Annotated in this window: 33 protein-coding genes and 1 tRNA gene; 28 read left to right on the forward strand and 6 right to left on the reverse strand. The window is 45.4% G+C overall.

The features are described 5' to 3' along the window. Positions 1-84 precede the first annotated feature (84 nt). Positions 85-423 carry an ArsR/SmtB family transcription factor gene (locus LC20001_RS06795; RefSeq protein WP_010010089.1) on the forward strand — a complete coding sequence of 113 codons (339 nt, stop codon included), beginning with the start codon at positions 85-87 and terminating at the stop codon, positions 421-423. Positions 424-595: 172 nt separating this feature from the next. On the opposite strand, the gene LC20001_RS06800 is transcribed toward LC20001_RS06795, so the two are convergent. Beyond that, complete coding sequence (locus tag LC20001_RS06800) at positions 596-2,041, reverse strand: DDE-type integrase/transposase/recombinase (protein WP_169925066.1); 1,446 nt, start codon at positions 2,039-2,041, stop codon at positions 596-598. Positions 2,042-2,184: 143 nt separating this feature from the next. Between LC20001_RS06800 and LC20001_RS06805 the strand changes: the two genes are divergently transcribed. The 9 genes from LC20001_RS06805 (at position 2,185) to LC20001_RS06845 (ending at position 8,506) form a co-directional block, all read left to right on the forward strand. Further along, the gene (locus LC20001_RS06805) at positions 2,185-3,201 is read left to right on the forward strand and encodes an NADP-dependent oxidoreductase (RefSeq protein WP_010010088.1); all 1,017 of its coding nucleotides are present in this window, start codon (positions 2,185-2,187) and stop codon (positions 3,199-3,201) included. Positions 3,202-3,296: 95 nt separating this feature from the next. Next, a complete protein-coding gene (locus LC20001_RS06810) occupies positions 3,297-4,148 on the forward strand; it encodes a glycosyltransferase family 8 protein (RefSeq protein ID WP_010010087.1) in 852 nt (283 codons plus the stop codon). Further along, entirely contained in the window at positions 4,120-4,644 is a 525-nt protein-coding gene (locus tag LC20001_RS06815) for a GNAT family N-acetyltransferase (RefSeq protein ID WP_244901116.1), read from the forward strand. The genes LC20001_RS06810 and LC20001_RS06815 overlap by 29 nt, the downstream gene beginning before the upstream one ends. Further along, a complete protein-coding gene (locus tag LC20001_RS06820; RefSeq protein ID WP_003679889.1) occupies positions 4,641-5,096 on the forward strand; it encodes a nucleoside 2-deoxyribosyltransferase in 456 nt (151 codons plus the stop codon). The genes LC20001_RS06815 and LC20001_RS06820 overlap by 4 nt, the downstream gene beginning before the upstream one ends. Before the next feature lie 29 nt (positions 5,097-5,125). Continuing rightward, positions 5,126-5,707 (forward strand): LOG family protein, encoded by a 582-nt coding sequence (locus LC20001_RS06825; RefSeq protein WP_029507980.1) that lies wholly within the window; start codon positions 5,126-5,128, stop codon positions 5,705-5,707. 161 nt (positions 5,708-5,868) lie between these two features. Then, positions 5,869-6,729 carry a GRP family sugar transporter gene (locus LC20001_RS06830; RefSeq protein WP_004562637.1) on the forward strand — a complete coding sequence of 287 codons (861 nt, stop codon included), beginning with the start codon at positions 5,869-5,871 and terminating at the stop codon, positions 6,727-6,729. Between the two features lie 26 nt (positions 6,730-6,755). Beyond that, complete coding sequence (locus LC20001_RS06835; RefSeq protein ID WP_004562639.1) at positions 6,756-7,634, forward strand: LysR family transcriptional regulator; 879 nt, start codon at positions 6,756-6,758, stop codon at positions 7,632-7,634. A 276-nt stretch (positions 7,635-7,910) separates the two neighbouring features. Beyond that, the gene (locus LC20001_RS06840; RefSeq protein ID WP_225351600.1) at positions 7,911-8,174 is read left to right on the forward strand and encodes a hypothetical protein; all 264 of its coding nucleotides are present in this window, start codon (positions 7,911-7,913) and stop codon (positions 8,172-8,174) included. A gap of 149 nt (positions 8,175-8,323) precedes the next feature. After that, complete coding sequence (locus tag LC20001_RS06845) at positions 8,324-8,506, forward strand: hypothetical protein (RefSeq protein WP_010010081.1); 183 nt, start codon at positions 8,324-8,326, stop codon at positions 8,504-8,506. 74 nt (positions 8,507-8,580) lie between these two features. On the opposite strand, the gene LC20001_RS06850 is transcribed toward LC20001_RS06845, so the two are convergent. After that, entirely contained in the window at positions 8,581-8,880 is a 300-nt protein-coding gene (locus LC20001_RS06850) for a hypothetical protein (RefSeq protein WP_010014770.1), read from the reverse strand. Positions 8,881-9,209: 329 nt separating this feature from the next. Here LC20001_RS06850 and LC20001_RS06855 point away from each other — a divergent pair, with 329 nt between their 5' ends. From LC20001_RS06855 to LC20001_RS06870, 4 genes are all read left to right on the forward strand, one after another. Next, entirely contained in the window at positions 9,210-10,559 is a 1,350-nt protein-coding gene (locus tag LC20001_RS06855; protein ID WP_099267136.1) for an IS4 family transposase, read from the forward strand. A 255-nt stretch (positions 10,560-10,814) separates the two neighbouring features. Further along, positions 10,815-10,902: transfer RNA gene (locus tag LC20001_RS06860), tRNA-Ser, on the forward strand. A 190-nt stretch (positions 10,903-11,092) separates the two neighbouring features. Then, on the forward strand, positions 11,093-12,166 hold the full coding sequence (locus LC20001_RS06865; protein ID WP_010010079.1) for a hypothetical protein: 1,074 nt from the start codon (positions 11,093-11,095) through the stop codon (positions 12,164-12,166). A 13-nt stretch (positions 12,167-12,179) separates the two neighbouring features. Beyond that, positions 12,180-12,551 (forward strand): hypothetical protein, encoded by a 372-nt coding sequence (locus tag LC20001_RS06870; RefSeq protein WP_010010078.1) that lies wholly within the window; start codon positions 12,180-12,182, stop codon positions 12,549-12,551. A gap of 45 nt (positions 12,552-12,596) precedes the next feature. Here LC20001_RS06870 and LC20001_RS06875 read toward each other — a convergent pair whose 3' ends face one another. Next, the gene (locus tag LC20001_RS06875; protein ID WP_003677044.1) at positions 12,597-13,034 is read right to left on the reverse strand and encodes a PAS domain-containing protein; all 438 of its coding nucleotides are present in this window, start codon (positions 13,032-13,034) and stop codon (positions 12,597-12,599) included. A 185-nt stretch (positions 13,035-13,219) separates the two neighbouring features. Here LC20001_RS06875 and LC20001_RS06880 point away from each other — a divergent pair, with 185 nt between their 5' ends. The 3 genes from LC20001_RS06880 (at position 13,220) to LC20001_RS06890 (ending at position 14,988) form a co-directional block, all read left to right on the forward strand. Continuing rightward, a complete protein-coding gene (locus LC20001_RS06880; RefSeq protein WP_010010077.1) occupies positions 13,220-13,999 on the forward strand; it encodes an alpha/beta hydrolase in 780 nt (259 codons plus the stop codon). Between the two features lie 6 nt (positions 14,000-14,005). Then, positions 14,006-14,629: a hydrolase gene (locus tag LC20001_RS06885; protein WP_010010075.1), complete on the forward strand. Its 624-nt coding sequence runs from the start codon at positions 14,006-14,008 to the stop codon at positions 14,627-14,629. A gap of 170 nt (positions 14,630-14,799) precedes the next feature. Continuing rightward, the gene (locus LC20001_RS06890; protein ID WP_010010074.1) at positions 14,800-14,988 is read left to right on the forward strand and encodes a hypothetical protein; all 189 of its coding nucleotides are present in this window, start codon (positions 14,800-14,802) and stop codon (positions 14,986-14,988) included. Positions 14,989-15,035: 47 nt separating this feature from the next. On the opposite strand, the gene lexA is transcribed toward LC20001_RS06890, so the two are convergent. Further along, the gene (lexA, locus tag LC20001_RS06895; RefSeq protein WP_003677037.1) at positions 15,036-15,656 is read right to left on the reverse strand and encodes a transcriptional repressor LexA; all 621 of its coding nucleotides are present in this window, start codon (positions 15,654-15,656) and stop codon (positions 15,036-15,038) included. Positions 15,657-15,809: 153 nt separating this feature from the next. On the opposite strand from lexA, the gene LC20001_RS06900 reads away from it, so the two are divergent. Then, positions 15,810-16,046, forward strand: a complete 237-nt coding sequence (locus LC20001_RS06900; protein WP_035456688.1) for a DUF896 domain-containing protein — start codon at positions 15,810-15,812, stop codon at positions 16,044-16,046. A gap of 98 nt (positions 16,047-16,144) precedes the next feature. Here LC20001_RS06900 and LC20001_RS06905 read toward each other — a convergent pair whose 3' ends face one another. Continuing rightward, complete coding sequence (locus tag LC20001_RS06905) at positions 16,145-17,518, reverse strand: IS701 family transposase (RefSeq protein WP_145955953.1); 1,374 nt, start codon at positions 17,516-17,518, stop codon at positions 16,145-16,147. Between the two features lie 186 nt (positions 17,519-17,704). Between LC20001_RS06905 and LC20001_RS06910 the strand changes: the two genes are divergently transcribed. Further along, positions 17,705-17,923: a YneF family protein gene (locus LC20001_RS06910; RefSeq protein WP_010010068.1), complete on the forward strand. Its 219-nt coding sequence runs from the start codon at positions 17,705-17,707 to the stop codon at positions 17,921-17,923. Between the two features lie 35 nt (positions 17,924-17,958). On the opposite strand, the gene LC20001_RS06915 is transcribed toward LC20001_RS06910, so the two are convergent. Next, positions 17,959-18,573: a lysophospholipid acyltransferase family protein gene (locus tag LC20001_RS06915; RefSeq protein ID WP_010010067.1), complete on the reverse strand. Its 615-nt coding sequence runs from the start codon at positions 18,571-18,573 to the stop codon at positions 17,959-17,961. 111 nt (positions 18,574-18,684) lie between these two features. Between LC20001_RS06915 and LC20001_RS06920 the strand changes: the two genes are divergently transcribed. From LC20001_RS06920 to LC20001_RS06960, 9 genes are all read left to right on the forward strand, one after another. After that, a complete protein-coding gene (locus LC20001_RS06920; RefSeq protein ID WP_056943264.1) occupies positions 18,685-19,422 on the forward strand; it encodes a tRNA1(Val) (adenine(37)-N6)-methyltransferase in 738 nt (245 codons plus the stop codon). Further along, positions 19,409-19,693 (forward strand): GIY-YIG nuclease family protein, encoded by a 285-nt coding sequence (locus tag LC20001_RS06925; RefSeq protein WP_010010064.1) that lies wholly within the window; start codon positions 19,409-19,411, stop codon positions 19,691-19,693. Before LC20001_RS06920 ends, LC20001_RS06925 begins: the two co-directional genes overlap by 14 nt. A gap of 88 nt (positions 19,694-19,781) precedes the next feature. Continuing rightward, positions 19,782-20,774 (forward strand): D-2-hydroxyacid dehydrogenase, encoded by a 993-nt coding sequence (locus tag LC20001_RS06930; RefSeq protein WP_003677032.1) that lies wholly within the window; start codon positions 19,782-19,784, stop codon positions 20,772-20,774. 236 nt (positions 20,775-21,010) lie between these two features. Further along, the gene (gene rpsB / locus LC20001_RS06935; protein WP_003677030.1) at positions 21,011-21,835 is read left to right on the forward strand and encodes a 30S ribosomal protein S2; all 825 of its coding nucleotides are present in this window, start codon (positions 21,011-21,013) and stop codon (positions 21,833-21,835) included. Positions 21,836-22,098: 263 nt separating this feature from the next. Continuing rightward, positions 22,099-22,983: a translation elongation factor Ts gene (tsf, locus tag LC20001_RS06940; protein ID WP_003677027.1), complete on the forward strand. Its 885-nt coding sequence runs from the start codon at positions 22,099-22,101 to the stop codon at positions 22,981-22,983. 136 nt (positions 22,984-23,119) lie between these two features. Further along, positions 23,120-23,845 (forward strand): UMP kinase, encoded by a 726-nt coding sequence (pyrH, locus tag LC20001_RS06945; RefSeq protein WP_003677024.1) that lies wholly within the window; start codon positions 23,120-23,122, stop codon positions 23,843-23,845. Between the two features lies 1 nt (position 23,846). Next, entirely contained in the window at positions 23,847-24,407 is a 561-nt protein-coding gene (gene frr, locus LC20001_RS06950) for a ribosome recycling factor (protein WP_010010062.1), read from the forward strand. Between the two features lie 138 nt (positions 24,408-24,545). Beyond that, complete coding sequence (locus tag LC20001_RS06955; RefSeq protein ID WP_003677021.1) at positions 24,546-25,310, forward strand: undecaprenyl pyrophosphate synthase; 765 nt, start codon at positions 24,546-24,548, stop codon at positions 25,308-25,310. A gap of 37 nt (positions 25,311-25,347) precedes the next feature. Further along, the gene (locus tag LC20001_RS06960; protein ID WP_003677019.1) at positions 25,348-26,130 is read left to right on the forward strand and encodes a phosphatidate cytidylyltransferase; all 783 of its coding nucleotides are present in this window, start codon (positions 25,348-25,350) and stop codon (positions 26,128-26,130) included. Positions 26,131-26,169 lie beyond the last annotated feature (39 nt).

The raw sequence follows: 26,169 nt of genomic DNA on the forward strand, positions 1-26,169 counted from the left end.
GCTTTCTCAATGTGGTTTTTTGGCGGCTAAGCGGTTAGACTAGGAGCATGCGTTTAAACTTATGAACGGAGGTGGTGAATGACAATGGACAAGCAAGCAACTTTAGCGGCAATCACGCAGGGGTTTGTGCAATCGCAAAGCCTGTTATTGGCTTTAGGGGATGAAAATCGGCAGTTGCTCATTATTGCCTTATTGCGTTTTGGCTGTGATGGCGCGCGGGTCGGGGCACTGACGGCGCAGACGCATTTATCACGGCCGGCGGTGTCGCATCATTTAAAAATATTGAAGGACGCTGACTTGGTGACGTTACGCAAAGAAGGGACCAAGCATTATTATGCGGTGAATCCCAACGGCAACTTCGCGGTGATCCAATCAACAACAGCTATGATCCAAGCTTTAGCGGTAACGTCTAAAGTTCCATGAAACCCAAGTTCAAAACCGGATGTTCAGGGAGGGGATGATGTTTATTGTACGGCATCACTGTCCACGGATGAAACGAACTTAATTCAAGCGTTGCTTCTCACTGGATCTTGCCTATTTTATGTGTTCTAGGGTACACAAATTAAGCCTTAGTTAGTCTGATTTTTCAGAATATCTAGGCTGCTGTTGGTAATTGAGACTGCGCTAGTTCAATTAGCGCCAGCCATTTGTCCGGCATTCGTTCAAACGGTTTGAGTTGTGGTAACTCAACAGGAATGCGGTAATGCAGTGCTTCATGAGGCCGCAAGAAGTTATAGGCCGCTGAATAAAGTGCCGTGTAACTCGCTGAACCTGTGGCAGAGCCAAAGCCGGTACTGGAACGATAATTTTCTTTGTAGGAACGATTCAAGCGCTCAATGGTTTGCTTTAAGAAGCGGTACTCACGACTGATCTCATCTTTGTTTTCAAGACCAACAACCTGGTGAATGCCAAACTTGATGCCCTGTTGTGCAAAATAGATCTGGGCAACTTGGTAGATCGGATTCGCGTCAACGACGAAGTTAAGCTTCTCAGGGATCTGAGGCATCTTTTGGAGGACTTGGTTGATCGCAATGACCGCTGATTCGGTTGTGCGATTAGGGGTCACGTAGTCGGCGAGAATGAGCTTACACTTGGCGTCGTAGAAGTAGAAGATATAGTGCCACTTGTCTTTCACGCGCACGTAAGTCTCGTCACCAACAATCTGATCGGACAGTGCGTAAGGATAATTCGCCCAGAAAGGCCGGACAACAGCGGCTACCGCCATTTCGTAGTTATGGATTGTCTGGTGTGAGATTTTAACGCCATGGATATCGTACATGATCGCCGCGGTTCGCCGCGCTGACAGACCATAGTTGATGTGATAGGTCAGCACCAAGCCCAGCACTTCAGGGCTGGCTTGAATCCGATCGAGGTCTACCGGTGCTTGGATCGGCGATTCTGGCGCAATGCCTTTAAGTTCAAAGTTGTAGGTTCGCCAAGTGTAGCGCACCTTGTGGGCAGTTGGATGGACGTTGAAGTCAGCGACTTCAGCCGGTGACATTGCGGCGATCGCACCAAGGCGAAAAGCGCACTTATCGTTGTAACAACACCAGACGTCGAACTTGGTCCGACGGTTGTGAATACTCAGGCGATTCTGGCAATAAGGACAACGTAAAGCGACCGTCTTATTCTTCTCGGCGTGACCATCTTGAAACTTGAACTGACAGACCTTGCACCGTAGCTGACCGCCAGCACCGTTATTGGCGTAAAGATAGTCCTGTGGTGCCGAGCACCGCGGACAGTCTTGCGCCGCAAAGCTGATTGGTTTACGCCGCCTGACTGGCAGTATCGGCTTACCGTTCTTTTCAAGCGACTCAGCGATCAACTGCTGGTAGTCGAGGGCTTCAGAACCGATATCAGCTTGAAGTAGTGGGACTTTCTCATCGACCTGAAATTGGTTAAAACGCTTGAATACCGGTTTATCAGCGCTTGGCAGCCGTGAATGATCAAAGATCTCAGCCAACTGAGCTAAAAGGATCAAAATAATTTGTCTTTGGAGCTTGATTATTAGAACTAAATAGGCTATTAATGGTGTATGCACTCGAATCCTTCTTTCTGGATTTTCTTGTTGTTCGCACACCAAGAATACCAGAAAAAGACGTTCGGGTGTTTTTTAATATTCGGAAATTAATAACAAAAACGAGGTACGTTTGACAGTACCGCTTTAGCACAGGAGGAAAATTAATGACAAAAACAATGCAAGCCATGCAAATCAAACAATATGGTCAGGTACCAGTTAGTGCAACACAAGTGTCGCTGCCAGCGGTAGGGGCGACGGATGTTTTAGTGGCGATTCGCGCTGCCGGGGTCAATCCAATCGATACTAAGACCCGTGATGGCGAAGTAAAACTGTTGGTCGCGCACCAAATGCCGTTGACACTAGGGCACGAATTTGCCGGCGTGGTGGCGGCGGTTGGTCGCGACGTGCAGCAATTTAAAATTGGTGATGAAGTTTATGGGCGGCCCCGTGATGCACGTATCGGGACGTTTGCGGAATACATTGCAGTGGATGTCGCTGATATTGCCTTGAAGCCGCAGTCGTTATCCTTTGTTGAAGCGGCGTCGTTGCCGTTGGTGGGGTTGACTAGTTATCAGGCGTTGATCGATTTGGTGCAGCTCAAGCCGGGGCAGAAAGTGTTGATCCAAGCTGGTGCCGGCGGTGTCGGTACGATCGCGATCCAATTGGCGAAATATTTAGGCGCGTACGTGGCGACCACTGCTAGTGCCAGCAGCGCACCGTTAGTCAAAAAATTAGGCGCTGATCTGGTGATCGACTATCATCAGCAGTCATTCGACGAAGTGCTGCACGATTATGATCTGGTGTTTGATACCCTAGGTGGCGTTAATTTGCGCAAAGCGTTCACGATTTTAAAACCCGGTGGTAACATCGTGTCGGTCAGTGGCTTACCGAACGGGCAATTTGGCCGCCGGCGTCACTATAGTTGGTGGAAAACGTGGCTGTTCAGTTTGGCGACGCTGAATTTAACTCGGTGGGCCCACAAATACCACGTGACCTATCAGTTTTTGTTCATGCAAGCCAACGGCCGCGAATTAGCCGAATTGACGGCCTTAGTTGAACAGGGCAAATTACAACCGCAGATCGACCGCGTTTTTCCGTTAGCCCAAACGCAGGCTGCCTTGGACTATGTGGCCCAGGGGCGTGCTCACGGTAAAGTGGTGGTGACGGTAGCCGCAGAGTAAGCGGGATGCGTGATCACTGCGGGGACACCTTTTCATGCGGGCGCCGTTTCCTGTTATAATAAATTCATTCAGTTATAAAGCAGGTGAATTGAAGCATGATCAATTTGTTATTTGCCATTGATGACCGCATGACCGCGCAATTATTGACGACGTTGTATTCAATCGTGGTCAATACGCCACAAAAGCAGTTTACTGTTTACGTGATCCAGAAAGAAGTGCTATCGGCCACGCCGCAGATCGAGGCTTTTTGTGCGCAAATGGGGCTACGTTATCGGCCGTTGGTGGTGGGGGCTACTTTTGTGGCTACGGCACCGGTTACGGAGCGTTATCCGGAGACGATCTATTATCGCTTGCTGGCGCAACGATATTTGCCGGAATCCGTGACGCGCATCTTATATTTGGACGTGGATATATTGGTGCTCAACGATTTGACGCCGTTATATGAATATGATCTGGGCACTGATTTGTACGCCGCCGCCAGTCATAATGCGTTGAGCCGCAATTCATTCAATCAGTTGCGACTGGGCAACTATGAAGCAGAAAGTTACTTTAACTCTGGTGTGCTGCTATATAATTTGCCAGCAGTCCGGGCACAAGTCAAAGTTGCGGCGATCGCAGATTACATTCAAACTAAAAAAATGGCGCTATTTTTGCCAGATCAAGATATTTTGAACGGTTTGTACGGACACCAGATCCAAAAAATTCCCGATGAGTTATATAATTTTGATGCGCGGCGTAGTCGCTTTTATTACGCCTTGAGTAGCGGTCAGTGGAATCTAGATTGGGTGATCACAAATACGGTGATCTTGCATTTCTGTGGGCGCGATAAGCCGTGGAAAAAAGATTACCACAATCGTTATGCTGGCTTGTATAAGCATTATGCGCTGCGAGCCCAGCGCGTGCTAAAAAGGAGTGATCATGATGATCAAAGTAGCCCAATTAAATGATTTACCGGCGCTAATGACGTTTTATAACGATTTGATCGTGGCGATGGCGCAGACCGCCTTTCCGTCCGGCTGGCAAAAAGGGGTCTATCCCGATGAAAATTATGTACGTACGGCAATTGTGCATGGCGAGTTATTTGTCAATTGGCAGGACGACAAAATCGTTAGTGCGATGGTGTTGAACAGCGTGGCAAATGATGGTTACGCGCAAGCAGCGTGGGCGGTGGCGGATACTGGTGACAATATTTTGCTGATCCACACCCTGGGCGTCAGTCCAGCGCTGCAAGGCCGCGGAATTGCCCAACAAATGGTTAATTTTGCGATTGCTTATGGGCGGAAAATGCACAAACGAGCAATTCATTTGGATGCGTTAGCGACTAATTTGCCGCCACAAAAGCTTTATTTGAAATGTGGCTTTAATTATATTGCGACATTGTCGCTATTTTACGCCGATACTGGTTGGACTGATTTCTTACTATATGAGTTGGTGCTGGGATGAAACGGTTAAAAATTTATTTTGCGGCCGCGATTCGCGGTGGTCGCACCGATGCAGCCCGGTATCAGCAGTTGATCGCTTTTTTGCAGACGACACATCAAGTGCTAACTGAGCATATTGGCGCGACAGACTTGACGGCGACAGGTGAGACGGCCTTGACTGATGCGGAAATCTATCAGCGCGATCTTCACTGGCTAACCACCTGCGATGTGGTGGTGGCGGAAACGACCCAACCTAGTTTAGGCGTGGGTTATGAATTGGCTTATGCTGAAAAAATCGGCAAGCCGGTACTTATTTTGCAGCAACAAGGGCCACAAAAACTTTCGGCGATGATCAGCGGCGCTCCGTATTTTCAGCGGGTGTTTACTTATCGTACCGTGGCTCAGGCGCAGACGATCCTTCAGCGCGAACTTGGCTTCATTAGCGGCACTAAACCGCCGAAAATGATAGAATAACAGTAATGCTATTGAAATGAGGGATGAACTTGAAGCGAATTGCAGTTTATTGCGGCGCCGCAGCGGGTAATGACCCCGCGTACCAGCAGGCCACGCTCCAGCTGGCGGACTGGTTAGTGGCTAATCAATTGGAGCTGGTCTACGGCGGCGGTGGCGTCGGGTTGATGGGGCTCTTGGCCAATGAGGTACTGACCGCTGGTGGCAAAGTCCATGGCGTGATGCCTAAGGAACTGGCTGACCGTGGTACGGCGTTGACCAAACTGACTGATTTACAGATTGTCGCCAACATGTCGGTACGCAAACAAACGATGTTGACGCTGGCCGATGGCTGCATTGCGCTCCCTGGCGGCCCGGGCACGTTAGAAGAGATCATCGAGGCCTTTTCCTGGGCGCGGATCGGCGACAACGATAATCCTTGTGTGTTCTATAATGTGGCCGGCTACTACGATCCGCTGCGGCAAATGTTTGACGACATGACGGCGAAGGGCTTTTTAACCCCAGCCGACCGGCAGAAATTGCTTTTCAGCGATTCGTTGGCGGAAATTTTGCCGTTCATGAACAGCTACGTGCCGCCAAAAGTACGGACCTATCCGCAAGCTAGTGGCTTGTAAAAGCGCTTGGCCCTAAAATTTAGTACTGCTGACTATGTGGTCGACAGTACTTTTTTATGGCAAATTTACAGGTCTGGGGCCATTTGTTAGCCGTTTTCAATAAAATACGTTAAGCTAGTTCTTGTGTTTATAATCGAAAGTAAAGAATGGGAATGAAAACGATGAATCTATTTTTAATGTTACTACCAGCAATTGCGTGGGGGATCTTACCGTTAGCGGTGGCCAAGGTCAAAGGGCAGCCGATCAATCAAATCTTCGGGACCGCCGTCGGGACTTTGTTGGCTAGCGTGGTGGTTTTTCTAGTCATGCGGCCGTCGATCTCAACGCTTAATTTTATTTTAGCGATGGTGACCGGGGCGTTTTGGGTCATGGGTCAGTTAGGTCAATACACTGGCTTCCGTGAGCTGGGCGTTTCGCAGACGATGCCGATTTCCACTGGTTTGCAGTTAGTGGGGACATCGCTGATCGGTGTTTTGATTTTTGGCGAATGGGCCAGCACCAGCGCTAAATTATTTGGTGCGCTGGGTATCGTGCTTTTGATCGTCGGCAGTATTTTTACCGCGGTGCATGATAGTGGAATCCAGCAGGAACCGAATCCGCGGCGCAAGAGCACTTTAGTCATGCTGGTATTGACGACGATTGGGTTTCTCGTTTTTAACACGATCCCCAAAGCAATGAGTTCGTCTGGCTTGGCGATCTTTCTGCCGGAATCGATCGGCATGGTGCTGGCGGTGTTAGCTTACGTGGCGGTCACGCGGCAACCGCAAGTGCTACGGGCTAAAGCCAGCTGGCAAAGTGTATTGGCGGGGTTGATTTTTTCCGTGGCGTCAGTCAGTTACATTTTGTCGGTGCGGGCCAACGGGGTCAACTCGGCGTTTGTCGTCTCACAGCTGTCGGTGGTACTATCCACGTTAGGCGGGATGCTGTTTCTGCACGAACATAAAAGTCGCCGTGAGTTGATCTTTACCTTGCTGGGACTGGTTTTGATCGTCGCCGGCGCAATCACGACCACCATGTTTTAGCGGTGGGTCAATAATGGGAGGCAAGCATGGAAATTCGACTGTTAAAATATTTTGTGACTATCGCTGAGGAAGGGACGGTTTCGCGGGCGGCGCAAGTGCTGCACATCACGCAACCAACCTTGAGTCGCCAGTTGAAGGAACTGGAAGCCGACCTGGATACCGAACTGTTCACCCGCCAGAAAAATCGCCTGCAACTGACCGAAGCGGGGTTATTTTTAAAAAGTCGCGCTGAAGAAATTCTTGAATTAACGGCGCAAACGCAGCAGGAATTTCTCGACCGTAAAAAGCAGTTATTCAGTGGTCACATTAGTATCGGGTGTGTCGAAGCTGACAATTCGGATACGATGTCGCTGATGCTGGAGGAATTTATCGCCGATTATCCGGCGGTGACTTTCAATATTTATACGGAGACCAGTGATGATATCGTTGAACGCTTGGACAAAGGCCTGATCGATCTGGCGATTTTGTTGGAGCCGATCAACACGGAAAAATACCATAAGATCGTGCTGCCACGCACCGAGCGTTGGGGGCTATTGGTGTCCAACGAGTCCTTTTTGGCGGAAAGTGCGGCAATTCAGCCCGTTGATCTGATCGGTACGCCGCTGTTGGTGTCCAACCGCGCCGACGTGCAGCAATTAGTCGCGGATTGGGCGGGCCGCCCGCTAGACGAGCTGAATATTATCGGTAATTTTAATTTAAGTTTCAACATTATTTCGTTAGTTGAACGCCAGATCGGCGCCGCAGTCTGCATCGAAGGGGCGCCTGGCTATGGTAGTGCCACGAAATTTATTCCCTTTGCGCCGACTGTGCAGACCAATTGCGTCTTAGCCTGGCGCCGTGAACGGGAAACGTCGCCGGTGGTGCGCGAATTTATTCGTTATTTCCGGACTGCATTTGTTAAATAAACGGAAAATCGACTGAGGCTGTCTTTACATTTTTAACGGGAATACCTAAAATGAATGCAAGAGTGTGACATAAGGCGCCCAGCTTTTGAGCATTAGCCTAGAGCGGCGAATAATTCACGCAGTGGATTATTTGACGATCGTAGCTAAGCGGAAAAAGTTGCCTTATATCGCACGTTTTGGCTATATTGTTCGGAAGTACAAAGAAGGAGTTGGACGTAAATTACTTATGCCACAACTCCGGTAACGATTTTGAGTTTGACAGAAAGGATCGTGTCAATGACGTCTCTTGTAATGGCGGCAGCTTTAAGTACCAACGCAAAAATTGGGCTCGCGGTCGGCGCCGTCGTTTTTGTCCTTTTGTTCTTTAAGTTGATCGCCGGCTTTATCCGCTTTTGTTTCCGGCATCCGTTTATTTTTATTTTATTGCTACTGTGCGGCGGCTTAGGCTTTATCTTCAATTTTCTGCTGGCCGGCGTGGCCATTCTGGCAGTAGTCGGCGGTGGCTTGGCGTTTTTTGTACTAAATGAATTTAATGGTTGATTTTTGGCTAAACACTTACCAAACAGGGTGCCGACTGTTTGTGTAGGTGTTTTTTAGTTAACAGTCCACTTGTGAAAAAAGCGGTATAGAAAAGGTACAATTAATTCTACCAGAGATATATACAAAGCGTGAATTGGAGGCGCATCTAGATGACTGATAAAGAAGAGGCCGAGCGAATCATGGCTAAATATCACCGCGATTTTGGCACCTTTTCGCAAAATGCGACCCGCAAAGAGTATCGGTTTGTGCTGCGTTATGTTGCTGGGGAAGCCCACCGCAAGCAACGTGAAATTGCTGGTTTGAGTAATGACGTAGATACAAATAAGGACTAGTGATTCGCAATTAAAATAGCCGTCACGCAACTGATTGTTAGTTGGGTAGCGGCTGTTTTTAGTTCAATAACTTTTTATCTGATCAGCACAACTTTGGCAGAATCTTTCAGCGATTGTTCAAACTGATCGATAGCGACTGATAAATCAGTTTGAATTAAATTGTTATTCATAGGCGAACGCTCTAAAAAGGCAATATTATAGGTTGCTGGTGTGGTCGGTTTTGGAATGTAAAATAAATAATAATAATCAGGATCAAGCAATAATAATTCTGGTTTTATGAGCTTATCATTTAATCTGATCTGCGCATTTTGATCAACCAATGCGGTTGCGGTTGTTGGTGTTTTGCAAACTTGATCTAAAAAACGCGTCTCCAATCGCTTAAAATCTTTATTCTTGAAGTGGTGCGTCATTAGCAGAAATACGATTATCAAATAGATATTAAGATACAATCTGAGTGAAGGGGCAATCAAGAAATACTCGATCAGGGCAGTCGGAATCAAAACGATAATTGCATTAGTGATGACACCATATCGCCGTACCGTTTTGAAATGATCAAGCTTATTCTGCTAAAGGTTGAAAGTTAATATTTCCACTTAAGCCCTGATCTGTTAGGACTTTTTTGCTACAAAAATAGACATGAAACCATTCACATCTGTATACTTAAAGCGTCTAAACAAAAACCATACAGAGGAGTTTCATGCCTATGTCTACTATACAATACAATGACACTGATATTCATCATTCTTTTGCTCATTTTTCAAAATTGGTCCATCTCTCCGCTATTTTGCGTCGTGTCAATATCCATAAATCGCGCGGTATTAAAACTGAACGCTTATTTGAATGGTTATTGACCACCATCTTTAATCGCTACTCCATTTTTAGAGCAGAAAAGGCTAACGATTTTTCAAAACGAACTGTTCGCAATTGTCTAAATGATCCACATATTAATTGGCAACGGCTGGTTCAGCTATTAGCGATCCATTTGATCCAATACGTGCAACATTTTACCGATCCAAGACGGCGACAAGCCTTGATCATTGATGATTCATTGTTTAAACGTGAATTTTCACGCAAAACTGAATTATTAGCTCGTGTTTTTGACCACGACAAACAGCAGTATTTTAAAGGCTTTAGGACACTAACTTTAGGCTGGAGTGACGGCAATACTTTTTTACCGCTGAACTTTGCCTTGATGTCATCAAGCCACGCCAAAAATCGGTTTGGGCACCTTAAGTCCAGTGATCAACGATCACTGGCCGCGAAACGACGTACACAGGCAACCCGTAAAATGACCGATGTCGCTTTAGAATTAGTAGATGATGCAATCAAATCCGGCATCAAGGCCAAGTACGTCTTATTCGATAGCTGGTATGCATCACCGCGTATGTTTGCGGCATTGCTAAAACGTCATTGTCATGGGATTGGTATGTTGAAAAAAACTAAAAAAGTCTATTTTCGTTATCGTGGCCGAGAAATGGATATTAAGACTTTATACACTAACTTACGGCGCAGTAAATGGCCAATTAAGGATAGCTATCTATACAGTCCAATCGTCACATTTGAAGTTGATGGCGAAAAAATCCCAATGAAGTTAGTCTTCGTAACCAAACGTGGCCAGGCTGATCAATATCTTGTGTTGGCGACCACAATGACTGACCTAAGACCAGAAGCAATCATTCAGATGTACGGTCGGCGTTGGCAGATCGAATGTTATTTTAAAGTCGCTAAACAATACCTGCAATTTGATCAGACTCAAGTCCAAAGCTATGATGGACTTTGCGGTCACCTAGCAATGGTCATGTTAAGCTATGACGTCCTTGCATTGGCGCAACGTGAAAATACGGACGACAGGACGCTGGGTGACTTATTCTTCGATTATGGACGACCGTTGCCTGATATTAAGTTAGTAAGTGCGTTGAATTGGCTGATACAAACAATTACTGGTCTAGGTGAAAAACTCGACATGGCGGTTGAAACATTAACTATTATTTTTGACGAATTTATAAAAGCATTACCGAATAGCCTGGCCAGGCTACTCGGTAATGCTCAATGAAGTGGAAACTAGTAATATATCGTGCCATAACCGTTTGACATCAATGGTTACGGTCTATTTGATACTTTCAACCTTTAGTAGTGAATAATTATAGTCGCTAATTTTCGGTAACAGCGCTTTACGGCGCTGCTTTTTTATTTGTTAGTTGCTGGATTTAAGTGATTCGCTATTTTGGCAACTGAATGTTTACTAAACCTTTTGCATAAAAAAACACTTTGCAACGTGGCGGTCTTTTGCTATAATATACTTTGTTGTGGAGAGTTGGCAGAGTGGTAATGCAACGGACTCGAAATCCGTCGAACCGGCTTATACCGGCGCGCAGGTTCAAATCCTGTACTCTCCTTAAATAAATTCTATTTTGCGCGAGGTTAGCTAAACTGCTAACGTCGCTTTTTTTATATACAGATCGATAGTGGTGTTTGTACGATCAGAGAAGATCGATGATACACCTATAGTCTGATATGATGCCCTTAACCATTATGGTATAATCGGTCGGACTTCTAATTAACAGTGAGCTAGAGTGGGGCAAAATAATGCGGGATTTGGTAACTGAACGAAAATTCATGAACATGATCGTCTGGGTCGTTTTGTTAGGGATGGCGTTTTTTGGCACGTTGCCGATTTTTATCTTAGTTTACGTCTTTTTGGCGATGTTGATGATCATGCGCACTTGGCTGGGGCGGGCGTTACGCCGGGTGAAGATCACGACTTCGCTAGTGTACTTATTGATCATGGTGCTGCAGATCACCTTTAGCAGTGCGGTGATCTTCCGCCAACATATTTACTTAGGCGCCGGCTTTTTCAGCCGTGTATTCGGCACATTGCTAGTATTAGCGCCATTATTGGCTGAGCGGATGCTGATCATTCGCCAGGATACTGATTTTTATTTACCGTCGATCAAGGAAGCAGCGACGCTGAGTTTTTCTGAGTTCAATGCACAAAAAGACGCCGTTATCCATTCAGTGCAGAGCTTGGGCAAGGTTAAGCAAGCACTGGCGGTGGATAAGTTGATGCCGCTGTTTACCGATTTGAAGCGCCACAGCTCGATGCGCTACATCAATGACGGTTCGCTGACTCAAAGCTATTTTGACTCGGTGGCGGCAACAATGGCCGATCCGTACATTTACATCGTTATCTCTAACACCGGCAGCAATGCCAGTGAATTGATCTCGTTGTTCACCCAAAAACAGTACAATCACGCGTCGCTGAGTTTTGACCGTGACTTGCAGACGATCATTAGTTATAATGGTGGCGAAAATGTGTATCCACCGGGTTTGAACCCAGAAATGGTCGCTGCGTTCCATCAAAAAAGTGACGCCTCGGTGCTAGTTTATCGCTTGGCGACCACGTTGGCGCAAAAGCAACAGATCGCCGCAAAGATCAAGCAGATCAACCAGACCGGTAGCGCCTATAACATTATTGGCTTGGTGGTCAAACGCTCATTGCGGCCCAATATTATGTTCTGTTCACAGTTTGTCTACCAAATGTTACGCCTCAGCGGCTTGGCCTACTTTACCAAAGCCGATGGCAACGTGAAACCAACTGATTTGGTGGAGTTAGATTACTATAAAAAACTTGATTTTTGTTATGAAATTAAATTTAACTAAGGGATGATATTATATGCAAGCAGCATTTATTTTCGATTCACCTATGATCGCTAAGTTGCCCGCCGAGACGGTAGTTTATCTGCCTGGCACCCGTGACCACACGGTACAAGTTGCTGGTCACGAGGTTCATTACATCAAAGTTCCAGGCTACGTTAAATTCGGCGATCACTTGATCAACTTTTTTGTCCGTAAACTCCTTAAGATCACCAATGTGCCCGAATATTTGAATATGTTAAGCTTCGTTTATTTCTCACACATGGCGGCTTTTTACCTGCTGCAAAATGACTACGAGCACTTGCTATTTGCCAGTGACGAGCTTAAGCAAAAAGTCCTGCTACAAACGAAGCAGGCGGCATATACCGCGCGCGCCACGGTGATCGCGTAATACAAAAAATGAGTTGTCCCAGCAAATTGCCGGACAACTCATTTTTTATTTATATTTTTTGGTCAGCTTCATTAGTTTCAATAAATTACCGATCCAAGTGGTTTTAGTATATTCAGTCACATCTTCGGTGACTTCAATACAGCCGACGTACTCGCCAGCAGGGTTATGTAGGGCGTAAAAGGCCATGTGCACTTGTTTGCCGCGAATTGGGACAGTCATCGCAACTTTACCGGTGGCGCCGTCGTGCATTTCCGCCAGCACTTGTTTAACGCGGCCAGCACTATGCGCTGGATGAACGTCTAACACGTGATGATTTAACTTGCTAGGATCGCGTTTAAATAAGCGGTGGCTGTTGTTGGAGTACCAGCGGACGATATCGTTTTCGTCGATAAAATCAAATTCTTGGTCGATCGTGGCAAAAATGGCATTGAGCTGCTCTAAACGCAAACTGCCAGTTGCTAACTCAACGGTTGGTTGTGTCAATTCAGTTTCCTCCTATGTATCACATTAGTTATAGCTTAGCATAGCTTACTAGGTGAACTGAATAAGGGAAATGACTAATCTATTGCGGGACAAAATAGTTGCATTCGCTTACATAAATATTTTACAGTAGTAGCGCAAGGAGGTGTTACAATAAACTTAGAGATTCTAAATGAGGTGAATGCAATTTGACGCTAACAATTAAAAAAGATATTCAATACGCAGCTGGTTTAGCTTTAGACTGGTATCAGCCGCAAGGGCAATCATTGAAAGGATTATTGATTGCCATTCATGGTGGTGGTTGGTTTCAAGGTGATAAGGCTAAAGACGCTGACGTTGCGCAATGGTTAGCTGAACAGGGTTATTTAGTAGTGGTACCAAATTATCGGTTAGCACCGAGCTATAAATTCCCGGCACCACTGTTGGACATGAATCGCTTATTTAACTGGTTGCAACAAAATGCACCCCAAGTACCGCTGGCAGCAATTGGGGCCTCAGCTGGTGGTAATTTAGCTGTGGAGTTGGGTTTGAACTACGGTATTCCGGCGGTCTCATTGTCAGGAATTTTGGACATTGCCCATTGGTTGACAACGCATCCCGCTGTAGTCGCTAAACCGCGGCAAACTGCTGATTTATTGGATAAATTAGACAGTGCGGTCATTAATCAGGCTGGGACCGATGAAAGCTTTTATAAGTGGTTTATCACCAATTATGTCACTGATGAACAGTCACGGGCGGCAACTCCCTACCAGCACGTTAGTTCTGCCAGTGGCCCAATGTTGTTGATCAACTCGCTGGATGAATTTGTGCCGATCACTGGGGTAGTGCGCTTGAGTCAGCGGTTAACCCAGGTCAAAGTGCCAGTAGAAACGATCAGCTTAACCGGTAGTCGCCACGGTAAAGCGTATTTTGATGAAGTGAAAGCAAATATTTTACTGTTCTTACAACGTTATTTAACTAAGGAGTGACGCAATATGACCAGTGAACCACGCCGTGATCCACTTAAGGATGAATTGTTGACCCCAGAAAATTCGGCTTTTTTGTTAATTGATTATCAACCAACGCAGATCAATTCGATCAACTCGATCAACCGTGCGGAGTTGATCCGTAACGCGATCAGTACCGTTAAATTGATCAATACGTTTAAAATTCCGACGGTTTTATCGACCGTCAACGTGGCTACGACCATGAATCAAGAAACGATTCCAGCAATCAAAAAGTTATTGCCTGGTGTACCTAGTTATGATCGCACAACAATCAACGCTTGGGAAGATCAAGAATTTTACGCCGCAGTTAAAAAAACTGGCCGTAAAAATTTGATTATTGCCGCACTTTGGACCGAAGCTTGTTTGACTTTTCCGGCGCTGGATGCACTACGTGAAGGCTATAATGTTTTCCCAGTGGTCGATGCCGTTGGTGGCACTTCAGTAGTCGCACATGAGGCAGCTTTACGGCGGATCGAACGGGCGGGCGCACAGCCGACAAGTATCGCGCAATTAGCTTGTGAGCTACAACGAGATTGGAATCGGCATGACACTTCATCTGAATTTGCCCAAGATCTAGCCGACGCGGGTATTTTTCTCCGTTTAACTAAATAAGATCAAAGAAGAACGCACAATTAAATGTGGCGTTCTTCTTTTTTTAGTCACTGGATTAGCCCGTCAGTCGCCCCTCTGAGCGGAGTGGCTTTAAGAATAGGATTTACTTCTAGCTGATTTATTGATACAATACTTGGCTGGTGATAAATTATAAAACGGAGGTGAGTGGGGTGAATCAATGGATCTATGTGGTCTGTTATCAGAATTCAACGGCAGCGGCGCCGGCCTTTGAAGTATTGCGCGCCTACCGTAGTGAAAAGCGGGCGCAGGAAATCGTGGCGTTGTTGACCGCGACGCCATTTGAGCGCCACTCATTGACAACTGGGCATTACCTGTACCACAAAATTCCGTTAGCTTAATTCAAGGTTAAAAAAAGCCTTGGCACTAAATGCCAAGACTGATTAGGTTACATATGATTACGGTATAAGCCAACCACTTTACCAAGGATCGTGACTTGCTGTAAGATAATGGGCGCAAAAGTATCATTTTCCGGCTGTAAGCGAATATGATCACTTTCGCGGAAGAGCCGCTTGCACGTGGCTTCGTTTTCGGCCGTCATGGCAATGACAATATCGCCGTTGTCGGCGGTAGCTTGTTTGCGCACAATGACTTGATCGCCATCTAAGATGCCAGCGTTGATCATACTTTCACCACGAATGGTCAGCATGAACAGATCTTGTTCGGTATCGTCAAGATCAGGTGGGATCGGGAAAAAGTCAGTGGCTTCTTCAACCGCCAAAATCGGTTCACCGGCCGTGACCGTTCCTAAAACTGGAATACGGGCGGGGGCAATTTTTAAGGCTTTCAAACCAGCGTCAGTCAATTCGATTGCCCGCGGTTTAGTAGGGTCTTTTTGGAGTAAGCCTTTTTTTTCTAAACGAGCTAAATGTCCGTGAACGGTGGATGTTGATGATAGGGAGACCGCGGCGCCAATTTCGCGCACCGTTGGCGGATATCCTTTCTCAGCCACGCATTCATGAATGAAACGTAAGACTTCTATTTGTTTGGGTTCATGCGTTTTGATCATGGTTGACACCTCAGTCATATTTTATTAATTTTAGTGTAGCATACTCATTCACTCATTTCAAACAAATGTTCGGCCTGTGATTGTTGGTTTAATCAGTTTTCACGCCGTATTTGATGTCAAATTGAGCTGATATTGTGAAAGGTGACTTTAATAATGGAAAATAAATATCTCAAACGAATCAACGAATTAGCCCGTAAAGCTAAAGCGGACGGATTAAATGCCGATGAACAGGCAGAGCAAAAGCGTCTGCGCCAGGCCTACGTCAAGGAATTCCGCGAAGGACTGCGCCAACAGATCGAACAAACGCAGATCTTCAACAAAAAAGGCCAAGAAACCACGCCCAAAAAGGTCCAAGAGATTCAACGTAAAAATGGCTGGCGTAAGGACTAAGTCAATTTGCTGTAACCTATTTCTTTTTTCAATGGATCTAGGCGAGACTTGAAAGGTCAAACCACCTTTTAGCCTGCGCTTTAATTTGGTTCAGCACTTTACAGCTTTTCACTGACCCCCGACCAACAAGAAGCCAACCACTGAATCACCACTTTGGCCGGTGTTGTTTTTAACCGCCTTTGCACTTGCCGCGCTAAACTAGCCAAAAACAGCGCCGCTTGAATTTGCCGACTTAACCAGAGTTTGCGTTCACGCAAACTTTTGGTTACCAAAAAAGCTAAACTAGGTTGGGTCAATGGCAATACGATCATCAAGGTATACGCCGTATTCAATAAATGATGATCGGCTTCAATCTTGGCTACTGAACGCACGGCGTAATCACCGAAGTGCCAGAATGTTTTCATTTCATAAAAATAGGTCTCGATCGCCCAACGTTTTTGATAGTAGGCCAACGCTCGTAGCGCTGGCGCAGGGGCGCTGGTCTCCGGCGTCCGATAGGTGAGCTGGGTCGGATCAACGGCTAGGGTTTCGGTTGTGATCGCCGCTAATTCTTCGGGCGCGCTCGTCGCCATGAACAGACGACAAGTCGTCTTGCGTTGTACGCGGATCATGTAAACTGGCTGGGGCATCAAGCGTGTCAGACACCGCACTATACCGATCTGATCTCCGGCCGAACAAAGATTTAATGCAATATTTCCCAAATGGATCTGGTCACCATATTTCCGCGGCCGACCGCGCTTACCGGTGCGTTTGGGTAAGCCAAACATGGCGGTATCTTTACGCACATTGGCGATCATAGCTAGATTAGGTTGCGTCATGACCAGTTGGTTGATCTCAGCTTTGGGATACCAACTGTCACACAGTAGGAACACTTGTTGGTCGCTGGCGATCGATTTCAAAGTCGTCTTGATCATTTGCGCCGCTTGCTGGTATTTGGTCGCCTGTTCCGCCTGATAAAGGTGCGTGGCTAACGGCAAGAACGTATAAACTGGCTGGTCATCTTGGTCCCGCTGTGTTGGGATCATCAGACCTAAAGTAACGAAATCATGGGCATTGACGAGCCGCTTACCCGTATGTGCGGCGTGATCGAATAGATATTTGACGCCGGTAAATTTGTGGCCGAACTTGGGTTGGACCGTGTCATCCAGAACCAATAATAAGGGCAAGTCCTGACAAGTAGTGGGAATCAAGGTCAGTAAATACGTCAAGTTGCGCACTTCTAACTGTGGCAAGTGGTTACCGATCACTGCCAAAGCCCGATAAAACGTGTTCAAAGAATGCTTCGTCACCCGGCCCAGAAATTGTTCAAATAAGTGGCGGATCGAGTGGCGGTCACCGATCACTAACAACGCTAGACACAACCAAAAATAGTTAAGGCCCATTGGCTTAGACAAGCCAGCCGCTTTTAAATCAGAAAAATAGGCGTGGAGGGTGGTTAAAAGTGATGATTTTTGATAAAATGAGTTCAACACGAATCCTTCTTTCTAAATGGTTTTTTGTCGAACTCATTTTAGCAAAGAATAGGCATTCGTGCCTTTTTATATCCAAATTTTTTTAAAAAGCTGTAAAGTGCTGTTTGGTTCCTGCCTTTTAATTTGCCTAATAATTGTGTAAAATAAATAAATGAGATCGTTTTGAAAGGGGAAAACAACGTGGGAATGTACATTCTGATTTTTGTGATCGGTGCTGCACTCGGTGTCATCGGCGGTTTCTTTGGCGCACGGCAGTATATGAAGAAATATTTGCAAGACAATCCGCCAATCTCTGAAGATATGATGCGGACAATGATGATGCAAATGGGCCAAAAACCTTCTGAAAAGAAGTTGAACCAAATGATGGCTTCAATGAAAGCTCAATCGCGTAAAGCAGGTAAATAAAAAAACGATCGCCTAAGTAATTAGGCGGTCGCTTTTTATTTGGGAATGTATTTAAAGTTAGGATCGATCTCCGCATCGAGCTGTTTAAAGGCAGCTTGCATTTGATCATCGATCGCTGCCATGCCGTCTTTATCCATTTTTTGCTTACGGTCAATGTAGATCGGTTCGCCAAAGCGCACCGTGATCCGTTTGCGCGTGAAAAGACGTTTAAAGGTTAGCGGCCCTTGATAAACCGTGGGCACCAGCGGTACGCCACTCATGCGGGCGATCACTAACGCACCACCTTTTAATTCAGCCGAGTGGCGGGTGCCAGAAGGAAACATGATCAGCGATAAGTCACCTTTTTTCAAAATTTTCACCGGTGTCTTGATCGCCGAGGGACCAGGGTGAGCGCGGTTAACTGGAAAAGCGTTGGCGTGCACCAGGATAAAGCGAATGATCGGATTTTTAAATAGTTCTTCCTTGGCCATGAAGGAGAATTTTTTCGGGCTGCCAGCTAGGGCGTAGTAGATCGGATCAAACCAAGTTCGATGCGGACCGACTAGGATATAAGCGCCTTTTGGCAGCACTTCTTTATTTTCATAATGAGCGTTACCGTTGATCAGCCAAACCAGGCCGCGAACAACGGCGCGAATAAAAGTATAAAACATAATTTGGTTCCTTTCCGTGCTTAATTTATTTCATTATACCAAAAAATTGCAAATTGACTTGTTTTTTCATTTGAGTTTCGCTAATCTGGTCAAAGAAAGCGAGGCGTAATCGTGTTAAAAGCCGATGAACGGATCGATCAACTTTACAGTCAAGATATCAAAATCATTCAAAGCCCCAGTGTTTTTTCCTTTTCGCTAGATGCGGTGCTACTGGCGGATTTTGCGGTGGTCAAGCCGCGCAGTCGCAGCGTTGATCTTTGTGCAGGCAATGGCGCAGTCAGCTTATTTCTGAGCCGTAAAACCGCGGGGCCAATCGCGGCAGTGGAATTACAACCACGGCTGGCGGATATGGCCCAGCGCTCGGTGGCGTTGAATCAATTAACTGACCAAATCACGGTCCACCAACTGGATCTTAAGGACACCTTTAGTCAGATCGCCAAGGATAGCGTTGATGTGGTCACGTGTAACCCGCCATACTTCCCACCACTAGCCACGAGCAAGAAAAATCCCAATCCGTATTTGGCAATTGCTCGTCACGAGATCACCACCTCACTGGAAGCAATATTGAAAATAACCAGCGGCTTACTGAAAATGAATGGCAAAGCTTTTTTTGTTTACCGGCCTGATCGCTTTAATGAATTTATCACTAAAGCAGCAGCGTGGCGTTTACAAACTAAACGTGTCCGTTTCATCCATCCCAAAGCCGACCGCGAAGCCAATATGGTGCTGATCGAGCTGATCAAGGATGGTCGCCCCGGTGGCCAGCGCTTTTTACCGCCATTAACGGTTTATGATCAAAATAATCAATACTTACCAGAAGTCAGGCGATTATTATATGGCGACAACTAAAAAATTTTATTTTTACGTTTTACTCTGTGCTGACAACACTTTATATGGTGGATTTACCACTGACGTTACAAAACGGGTTGCCACCCATAACGCTGCTAAAGGTGCCAAGTATACCAAACCAAAAACGCGGCGACCGGTGAAATTGCTTTTTCACGAAGAATTTACCACAAAAACCGCGGCATTACAGGCTGAATGGCACTTTAAACATCAGCCACGGGAAGATAAGCTAGAATTCTTACAAAAGCATGGCGTTCAGGTAAGGTTACGATAAAATTTTCTGAAATCAGTAAATTTAGCTTTACCTATTTTCAGTAAATGCTTATAATGTAAAAGGACTATGAAGGGAGCAATCACATATTATGAAGTTTATTGTTTATGGTGTTCGTAAAGACGAAGAAGGTTATGCACATAACTGGTCAAAGGAAAACAAGATCGACGTTAAGCTTGTTGCTGATTTATTAAATAAAGAAACAGTTAAGTTAGCTAAAGGCTACGACGCAATCATTGCTTATCAACAATTGCCTTATGACAAAGAAATCTTTACTACTATGAAAGAATACGGTATTAAAGATTTATCAATCCGTAACGTCGGTGTTGATAACATTCCTACTGATGCAGCTAAAGCAAACGGGGTTCGCATTACGAACGTACCTAGCTACTCACCAAGTGCCATTGCTGAATTGGCAATCACTGGTTTGATGCAGTTACTTCGTCGGACACCAGAATTCAACGAAAAACTCGCTAAAGGTGACTTCACTTGGGAACCAGATATTGCCCGTGAATTACACACAATGACCGTCGGTGTCGTTGGTACAGGTCGTATTGGCCGTGCCGGCATCAACATCTACAAAGGTTTTGGCGCTAAAGTTATCGGCTACGATGTATTCCGTAACCCAGAACTTGAAGCAGAAGGTATGTACGTTGACACATTGGACGAATTATACGCCCAAGCTGATGTCATCACATTGCACGTACCAGCCGTTAAAGAAAATCATCATATGATCAACAAAGATTCCATTGCTAAGATGAAAGATGGTGTCATCATCATCAACACTGCCCGCGGTGAATTGATCGAATCTAAAGACTTATTAGCTGGCTACAAGTCAGGTAAAATCGGTGGTGCCGTACTTGACGTTTACGAAAACGAAGTTGGTATCTTCAACAGCGACTTTACTGGCAAAAAAGTGCCAGATGCAACTTTAGTTGAATTAATGAAACAACGCGACATCTTGGTTACACCACACGTTGCTTTCTACACGGAAACAGCCGTACGTAACATGGTCGACGTTGCCTTAGATTCTGCTAAGAGCATGATCGAAAAAGGCGAAAGCCGTAACGAAGTTAAATTCTAATTTAACGTTTACTAACAAAAATTCGTTCCCTCGGGAGCGGATTTTTTTGTTTCTAAGCGTCATTTTGGCAAAAACATAAAAAGTAGTTGCGTCACAACTGGTTTTACGGTAAACTATTACTCGGTGCTTTAAGGCATCACAATTCACACCTTGCGCGATAATAAGCGTGGTGCTTGCAGTGCAAGTTCACTTGTTAATTGACCGCAGGGGAGGAAAAAACCTAGGAGGAAACAAATATGTCTGTTATTAGTATGAAACAATTGCTTGAAGCCGGCGTTCATTTCGGTCATCAAACACGTCGTTGGAATCCAAAAATGAAGCCTTACATCTTCACTGAAAGAAACGGTATCTACATCATTGACTTGCAAAAGACTTTGAAATTAGTTGATAACGCTTATGACTTCATGAAGAACACGGCTGCTGATGGCGGTATCGTCCTTTTTGTTGGTACAAAGAAGCAAGCACAAGATTCAATCGCTGAAGAAGCAACTCGTGCTGGCCAATTCTACGTTAACCATCGTTGGTTAGGTGGGACTTTGACTAACTGGCAAACCATCCAAAAACGGATCGCACGCCTAAAGGAAATCAAACAAATGGGCGAAGATGGCACATTTGATAAGTTACCTAAGAAGGAAGTTTCACAGTTGAACAAACAACGTGAAAAACTTGAAAAATTCTTAGGCGGTATCGAAGATATGCCTCGTATCCCAGACGTCTTGTTCATTGTTGACCCTCGCAAAGAAAAGATCGCCGTTCAAGAAGCACAAAAATTGAACATTCCGATCGTTGCTATGGTTGATACTAACAGTGATCCAGATGACATCGATGTTATCATCCCATCAAACGATGATGCTATCCGTGCCGTACGTCTGTTAACTTCTAAGATGGCTGACGCTATCGTTGAAGGCCGTCAAGGTGAAGAAGCAGAAGCCGCTGCACAACAAGCAGCAGCTGCAAGCGAAGCACCAGCAGAATCAGCAGCAGCTGATGATGAAGCACCAAGCAAAGAGAGCTTACAAGATCTACAAAAAGCTGTCGAAGGCAAAAACGCAAACAAATAGCATAAAATCAATTTTAAATTGAGTGATTTAGGGCTGTCTCAAAGGTTAGGCACAATCTGCAAGCCTTATTTACGAGGCGGCCCTTTTTTGTGGAGTGTTTTGGAAAAGCGTTTAGATTATGGAGTGTAGCCTAGTTAGGCAATAAGAGACATGAAATGGCTCGTTTGACTCATGCAATAATCTGCTTTTCCAAACACGTTCGCGCTCACTCAAGCCCCAAAAGCGTTCAAAATAAGCAGTTATTAAATAGGAGGTTGTACACAATGGCAACAAAGATTACAGCGGCACAAGTTAAGGAATTACGTGAAAAATCCGGCGCCGGCATGATGGCAGCTAAGAAAGCCTTAGTTGCTGCTGACGGTGACGTTGAAAAAGCAATGGAAGCTTTACGTGAAAAAGGCGTAGCAACTGCAGCTAAGAAGAGTGGCCGTGTGGCTGCTGAAGGTTTAGCTGATGTTGCCGTTAACGGTGATGTTGCAGCCATCGTTGAAGTCAATGCTGAAACTGACTTCGTTGCCGGCAACAAAGATTTCCAAAGCTTAGTTCAAGCAATCGCTGACACGATCGCTGCTAACCAACCAGCTGACATGGATGCTGCCAATGCAGCTAAAATGGCTGATGGCAAGACCGTTGCTGAAGCAGTCATCAACGCTACTGCTACGATCGGTGAAAAGATCAGCTTCCGTCGTTTTGCTTTATTAACTAAAACAGCTAATGGTCATTTCGGTTCATACCGTCATATGGGTGGTAAGATCGCTGCTTTAACTCTTTTAGAAGGTGCTGATGACGAAGCAGCTAAAGACGTTGCAATGCACGTTGCTGCCATCAACCCACGTTACGTTTCACGCGAAGACGTACCAGCAGACATTATGACTGCTGAAAAAGCAAAATTAAAAGAAGAAGCTTTACAAGAAGGCAAGCCAGAAAAAATCGTTGAAAAGATCGTTGAAGGTCGTTTGAACAAATTCTTGGCTGAAATCAGCTTAGACGATCAAGAATTCGTTAAGGATTCTGATCAAACCGTTGATCAATTCGCTAAATCAAAAGGCGGCAAAGTTGTCAACTTTGTTCGTTATGAAGTCGGCGAAGGCATCGAAAAAGTTGAAAAAGACTTTGCGGCCGAAATTCAAGCTGAATTAAACAAGTAAGCATTCGTAATTTTAGGGAACGCAGACCCCTGCGCTCCCTTTTTTTAAGGTCAAACGGGCTTAGATATGCTAGAATGGAATAGGAAACTCTTACAGTCAGATAAACAATTAATGGTGAAGCAGGAGGAAGCAGTTCATGACGAAAATCAAGTATAAACGGGTGGTCCTTAAAGTCAGTGGTGAAGCACTCGCCGGCGACAAAGGTTTCGGGATCAACCCACCGATCATTAAGGATGTTGCTAAGGAAATCAAGGAAGTTTACGCCCTAGGTGTACAAATCGCGATCGTCGTTGGCGGTGGCAACATTTGGCGTGGACAAACAGGCGCTGAAATGGGCATGGAACGTGCACAAGCTGATTACATGGGGATGCTAGCCACAGTAATGAACGCATTGGCGCTACAGGATAACTTAGAACAACTTGATGTCCCAACACGGGTACAAACTTCAATCGAGATGCGCCAAATCGCTGAACCTTATATTCGGCGGAAGGCGATTCGTCATTTGGAGAAAGACCGGGTCGTTATTTTTGCTGCTGGTACTGGTAACCCTTATTTCTCAACCGATACAACTGCTGCTTTACGTGCTGCTGAAATCGATGCCGATGTTATTTTAATGGCAAAGAACAATGTAGACGGTGTTTACTCAGCTGATCCAAACAAGGATGCGAGTGCAACTAAGTTTGAGCAGTTAACACATTTGGATATTATCGACAAAGGGTTAAACGTCATGGATTCCACGGCAAGCACCTTGTCAATGGACAATGATATTCCGTTGGTCGTCTTTAACTTAAACGAATCGGGCAACATTAAGCGCGTCGTTGAAGGTGAACAGATCGGCACAACAATTAAAGGGGAGAAATAATATGGCTCAAGATCCAGCAATTGCAGAAGCACAACAAAAAATGGTCAAGGCTGAAGAAGCTTTGCAACGTGAATTAGGTCAGATCCGTGCCGGCCGCGCTAACGCCAGCATTTTGAATCGGGTCACCGTTGATTATTATGGTGCACCAACACCAGTTAATCAGTTGGCAACGATCACGATTCCTGAAGCACGGGTTTTGATGATCACACCATACGATAAATCAACTTTGAAAGAGATCGAACGGGCAATTTTGGCTTCTGATCTTGGTTTGTCACCAGCTAATGATGGGACGGTTATTCGTTTAGTGATCCCACAATTAACTCAAGATCGGCGTGAAGAATTAGCTAAAGATGTCAAAAAACAGACGGAAGAAGCTAAAATTGCGATTCGGAATATTCGTCGTGATGCGATTGAAAACATGCGTCGCCGGGAAAAGAATAACGAATTAACCGAAGATGATCTGCACGAATTAGAAGAAGAAACACAAAAGATCACCAATGCAGCAACTAAGAAACTTGATGAAATTGCTGCTACTAAAGAAAAAGAAATTTTGACTGACTAGACACATTGATGGCCGCGGCAAAATGTCGCGGCTTTTTTGTTGGCGTATGACTGATTTAATTGGGAATTAATGGTCAGCCCAGCGCTTTTTTGATACAATTAAGATTAGTTTGAAAATTTAGAAAGCAGGCGCTAATCTTTGTTCTCATTTGGAAAAAAACAGCAAACCACGCCCGTAACGCTAGATCCTAATCGAATTCCCGCGCATATTGCGATCATCATGGATGGTAACGGCCGCTGGGCTCAACAAAAGCACCGGCCCCGCGTCTTTGGTCATCGTGAAGGTATGGAAACCGTTAAGCGGATCACTCGGCATGCTAGCGACTTAGGTGTTAAAGTCCTGACGTTGTACGCTTTCTCAACTGAAAATTGGAAACGACCCGATGACGAAGTGAATTATTTGATGCAGTTACCGGTTGATTTCTTTGATACTTTTGTCCCTGATCTGATCAAACAAAATGTTCGGGTCAACGTGATGGGATACGTGGATCAATTACCGGCGAAAACGCAAAAAGCAGTGCGCGCGGCGATGGTCGACACGGCACAAAATACTGGTATGGTGCTTAATTTTGCTTTAAATTACGGTAGCCGGGCGGAGATCGTCACCGCTGTTCAAAAATTAGCAGCCCAAGCGGCGACTGGTGAGCTTGATCCAGCAACGATCGACGAACAAAAAGTCGCTCAAGCATTGATGACAGCCAATTTAGGTGAATACGCCGATCCTGATCTATTGATCCGCACTAGCGGTGAAGAGCGAATCTCTAACTTTTTATTGTGGCAGATTGCTTACAGTGAATTGGTATTCACCGATGCACTGTGGCCAGATTTTGATGATCAAGAACTTGAGGCAGCGATTCTAGCCTATCAACGGCGTGATCGGCGTTTTGGCGGCATTAAAAAGTAAAAATTAATTATTTAGTGGAAAAAGGAGTGTTACCTGAATGCGACAACGTGTTATAACTGCAGTTATTGCATTAATTATTTTTATCCCGATCGTGTTACTCGGTGGGGTCACTTATGATATCATGGCCATTGTCCTAGGCTTAGTTGCAATGTCCGAGATCTTCATTATGCGTAAGAAAATCATCGTCTCACTGGAGGCCTTACTTGGCGGTCTAGCGGTGTTAGCAATCATGATACCTAATTCATGGTTACCAGCCGGCACCAATCGTTTATTTATCTTTTACCTGATCGTTATGCTAATGTTAGTCAACATGGTATTTTCTAAAAACCGGGTCAACTTTGATGACGTTGGTGTGACTAGCTTGGCGGCCGTTTATATTGGACTTGGCTTTCATTATTTCATTGCCGCACGGCAGGAAAGTTTAATGATGCTGTTTTATATTTTGTTCACAATTTGGGCAACTGATATTGGTGCTTACCAAATTGGGCGCAAGTTAGGCAAACACAAGTTAGCCCCACAAGTTAGTCCCAATAAAACTTGGGAAGGGTCTATCGGTGGGACGCTTTGTGCGGTGATCATCGGCGGCATCTTCGTGGCCTTTGTACCTGAGATCCAACTGTATTCACTACCAACCATGATCCTGTTCACATTGATCTTTTCGATTTGCGGCCAGTTAGGCGACTTAGTGGAATCATCTTACAAACGGCATTACGGTGTTAAGGATTCCGGTAAGATTTTACCAGGACATGGTGGTATTTTAGATCGTTTTGATAGTCTATTGTTCGTTTTGCCGATCGTACATCTGTTTACCTTGATCTAGAGTGCTCGGCTTTCTAGCACACTCTAGTCAGAGAAAGGG

It is taken from the genome of Loigolactobacillus coryniformis subsp. coryniformis KCTC 3167 = DSM 20001 (assembly GCF_002706425.1).
GTDB classification, from domain to species: domain Bacteria; phylum Bacillota; class Bacilli; order Lactobacillales; family Lactobacillaceae; genus Loigolactobacillus; species Loigolactobacillus coryniformis.

Bases quoted from the DNA above. Each gene is read 5' to 3' on its own strand.
- LC20001_RS06795 (WP_010010089.1), top strand. From the start codon at position 85: ATGGACAAGCAAGCAACTTTAGCGGCAATCACGCAGGGGTTTGTGCAA.
- LC20001_RS06805 (WP_010010088.1), top strand. From the start codon at position 2,185: ATGACAAAAACAATGCAAGCCATGCAAATCAAACAATATGGTCAGGTA.
- LC20001_RS06810 (WP_010010087.1), top strand. From the start codon at position 3,297: ATGATCAATTTGTTATTTGCCATTGATGACCGCATGACCGCGCAATTA.
- LC20001_RS06815 (WP_244901116.1), top strand. From the start codon at position 4,120: ATGATGATCAAAGTAGCCCAATTAAATGATTTACCGGCGCTAATGACG.
- LC20001_RS06820 (WP_003679889.1), top strand. From the start codon at position 4,641: ATGAAACGGTTAAAAATTTATTTTGCGGCCGCGATTCGCGGTGGTCGC.
- LC20001_RS06830 (WP_004562637.1), top strand. From the start codon at position 5,869: ATGAATCTATTTTTAATGTTACTACCAGCAATTGCGTGGGGGATCTTA.
- LC20001_RS06835 (WP_004562639.1), top strand. From the start codon at position 6,756: ATGGAAATTCGACTGTTAAAATATTTTGTGACTATCGCTGAGGAAGGG.
- LC20001_RS06840 (WP_225351600.1), top strand. From the start codon at position 7,911: ATGACGTCTCTTGTAATGGCGGCAGCTTTAAGTACCAACGCAAAAATT.
- LC20001_RS06845 (WP_010010081.1), top strand. From the start codon at position 8,324: ATGACTGATAAAGAAGAGGCCGAGCGAATCATGGCTAAATATCACCGC.
- LC20001_RS06855 (WP_099267136.1), top strand. From the start codon at position 9,210: ATGTCTACTATACAATACAATGACACTGATATTCATCATTCTTTTGCT.
- LC20001_RS06865 (WP_010010079.1), top strand. From the start codon at position 11,093: ATGCGGGATTTGGTAACTGAACGAAAATTCATGAACATGATCGTCTGG.
- LC20001_RS06870 (WP_010010078.1), top strand. From the start codon at position 12,180: ATGCAAGCAGCATTTATTTTCGATTCACCTATGATCGCTAAGTTGCCC.
- LC20001_RS06885 (WP_010010075.1), top strand. From the start codon at position 14,006: ATGACCAGTGAACCACGCCGTGATCCACTTAAGGATGAATTGTTGACC.
- lexA (WP_003677037.1), bottom strand. From the start codon at position 15,656: ATGATCAAAACGCATGAACCCAAACAAATAGAAGTCTTACGTTTCATT.
- LC20001_RS06900 (WP_035456688.1), top strand. From the start codon at position 15,810: ATGGAAAATAAATATCTCAAACGAATCAACGAATTAGCCCGTAAAGCT.
- LC20001_RS06910 (WP_010010068.1), top strand. From the start codon at position 17,705: ATGTACATTCTGATTTTTGTGATCGGTGCTGCACTCGGTGTCATCGGC.
- LC20001_RS06915 (WP_010010067.1), bottom strand. From the start codon at position 18,573: ATGTTTTATACTTTTATTCGCGCCGTTGTTCGCGGCCTGGTTTGGCTG.
- LC20001_RS06925 (WP_010010064.1), top strand. From the start codon at position 19,409: ATGGCGACAACTAAAAAATTTTATTTTTACGTTTTACTCTGTGCTGAC.
- LC20001_RS06930 (WP_003677032.1), top strand. From the start codon at position 19,782: ATGAAGTTTATTGTTTATGGTGTTCGTAAAGACGAAGAAGGTTATGCA.
- rpsB (WP_003677030.1), top strand. From the start codon at position 21,011: ATGTCTGTTATTAGTATGAAACAATTGCTTGAAGCCGGCGTTCATTTC.
- tsf (WP_003677027.1), top strand. From the start codon at position 22,099: ATGGCAACAAAGATTACAGCGGCACAAGTTAAGGAATTACGTGAAAAA.
- pyrH (WP_003677024.1), top strand. From the start codon at position 23,120: ATGACGAAAATCAAGTATAAACGGGTGGTCCTTAAAGTCAGTGGTGAA.
- frr (WP_010010062.1), top strand. From the start codon at position 23,847: ATGGCTCAAGATCCAGCAATTGCAGAAGCACAACAAAAAATGGTCAAG.
- LC20001_RS06960 (WP_003677019.1), top strand. From the start codon at position 25,348: ATGCGACAACGTGTTATAACTGCAGTTATTGCATTAATTATTTTTATC.